The organism is Bacillus sp. P4_D3 (genome assembly GCF_056401855.1).
The window spans coordinates 1-2,191 of record NZ_JBFUIN010000528.1; the positions used below are offsets into that span (position 1 = coordinate 1).

Consider the following 2,191-nt stretch of genomic DNA (forward strand, 5'->3'; position numbering starts at 1 on the left):
TAAAAATAGCGAGTAATACTGTCACAACAATCATGACAAGAGAAGGTGCGATTATTCTTGCTAAATGCTCAGTTGGTTTTGTCGGCTTACTTGATGGTTTCGCAACTGTCATTTTCTCTTCTGGTTCACGATAAATAATACGTGGTGAACGATGATAGTCTGGATAACCACTTTGATAATTCGTTTCTGATTCTACTAAAATAGGTAATGTAGATTTCACGTTGTTTTCTGAGGACAATACTTGAATATCTTCACTGCCAATCTCCATCAAAACACCATCAAAATATAATTGGTCTCCCGCTTCTAACATAACGCTATCATTTAGCTTCGTATAATTATGAAATACAGCCCCGTCATATACGTTCACTTTAAAAGAATCATACAACGTTTCACGAGACAGTATTAAATCTACGCTACTCCCTGTAATAGCGATATCATCATAACTATTTTGACTGATTGTAAGAGAATGTTTCGTTCCTATATCAAACACTTTAGTTGTGCCAATAATAGATATAAAGACTTTTAAGCTCACGCCTTGATTTTTTCCAATTTCAAATTCTTTGTTGAATTCTATTAATTGACTTTCTACCATCCAAGCGTTTACTTCATTATTCCAGTTTAACTCTATTTCTTTCTCTAAACTTGGATTCGTAATATCATTTGTCCACTCTTTTCCAATCGACACTATTGATTGCTCTTTTGGATGTAATGTGCTCTTATATATTCTGTCTCCATAAGTCAATACTAATAGTTGCTCCATGCGCGTTCACTGCTCCTTTTCAACTGTCTCATCAAGTGCTTTCTTATTCTTTTTTCTCTGTGTTCGACAAATCTTTATCGCTTGATGACTTACCATATTTCTTTGTATATTCATCTAATTGTTGCTCATATGTTTTTAACTTTTGATCACGCTCTTCTCCTGACAAATCCGGATTATTTTTCAGCGATTCAATTTGTTTAACAAGGCCGTATATAATAAGCTCCGGATCATCAAGAGTCTTAGCTAAATCCAATGATTTATCAAAATTACCATTTCCGTTATACATCCAATAAAGCAAATACTTTTCATCACTTTTTAAACTAATATTTTTCATAATTGCTTTTTTTTGATCTTCATCTAGTTTTTCAGCTGTAATGTATGCAAATGCTAACTCATATTTAGAAGCAATCGGTAATGATTCAAATTCCGCTTCATTTAATTGCGTAATTACTTGGTCATAATCAGTTGCTATGAAACTCGCATTTGCTTCTAATAATTTATTTTGATAAGGAAATTTTATAAAAGTGAAATATATTAAAGGAGCAGCTAAAATAACTGTCGCCGCTATGAAGGAAAAAGCTAAATATTTAAATGATTTGTAGCTCTTTTTAGGTACTAACTGCATGTTTTTTTCTGTTTTTGCTTGTTCCTTCTCAAAGCTGTCATCAAGAAACTGCAGTAATGCATCTAGGCTCTCCATTTGAGCAACCGTTTGTTCAAATGTTGTTTCTTTTGCATCTTTTAGTAACCCAGCATACAAATCATCAAAATTATGCTTTTGGGAGAATAAAGCAATGATTAGACACTTATACTGTGTTAAAAATTGCTCTTCTAACAACGGGGTTGGTGGAACAATATCTCGAATTCCTCTATGTATAATACTTGGTATTAAATTAGCATTAAAAACTATGTTGTCTGGATGTAAAAAGAACGTTATTCGTTTATTTAAGTATTTACGAAACTGCGCTATATTTCGAAGCAGTCTTAATTTCTCATTTCTTCCAAAACGGCCAAGATCGTCCCACTTATATAATTTTTTATCCACTTGAAATATAAACGTAAACATATCATCCGTTTCTTCTATCGTTAATGGTACAAACTCAGATGATGCGCCCGTAATTATATCGAATTGACGGAAATCTTTTATACGCGTTTGAGATTTTGTCATTTCCAATTTCCAAATTTCTTTTTCTATTTGAAATTGATAGTTCATTGAATCAATTTGAATTGTTTTTTCCGTCATTTTTATCCTCTTCTCCTTTTGTTTATAAACCATAATAACAAAGCTGTTTTTTGTAAAAAACTAAAAACAGGTAATATTCTTTACAAAACTTGTAAAATATCCCCATCTGTTATTTGATGATCTATTAAACGATCACTATCTGTTAAAACAATCGATTTATTTTTTACTTTTATTACAAAATGCGAACC

2 protein-coding genes and 1 pseudogene are annotated in these 2,191 nt (G+C 31.8%); all 3 read right to left on the reverse strand.

The window, feature by feature from the left end:
• On the reverse strand, window positions 1–760 hold a 760-nt coding region (locus tag AC1DTM_RS23615), incomplete at its 3' end, for an FtsK/SpoIIIE N-terminal domain-containing protein (RefSeq protein ID WP_477001028.1).
• 43 nt (window positions 761–803) lie between these two features.
• Window positions 804–2,003 (reverse strand): type VII secretion protein EssB, encoded by a 1,200-nt coding sequence (essB, locus tag AC1DTM_RS23620; protein ID WP_088098994.1) that lies wholly within the window; start codon window positions 2,001–2,003, stop codon window positions 804–806.
• Between the two features lie 80 nt (window positions 2,004–2,083).
• A pseudogene (locus tag AC1DTM_RS23625) lies at window positions 2,084–2,191 on the reverse strand (EsaB/YukD family protein); the annotation flags it as partial.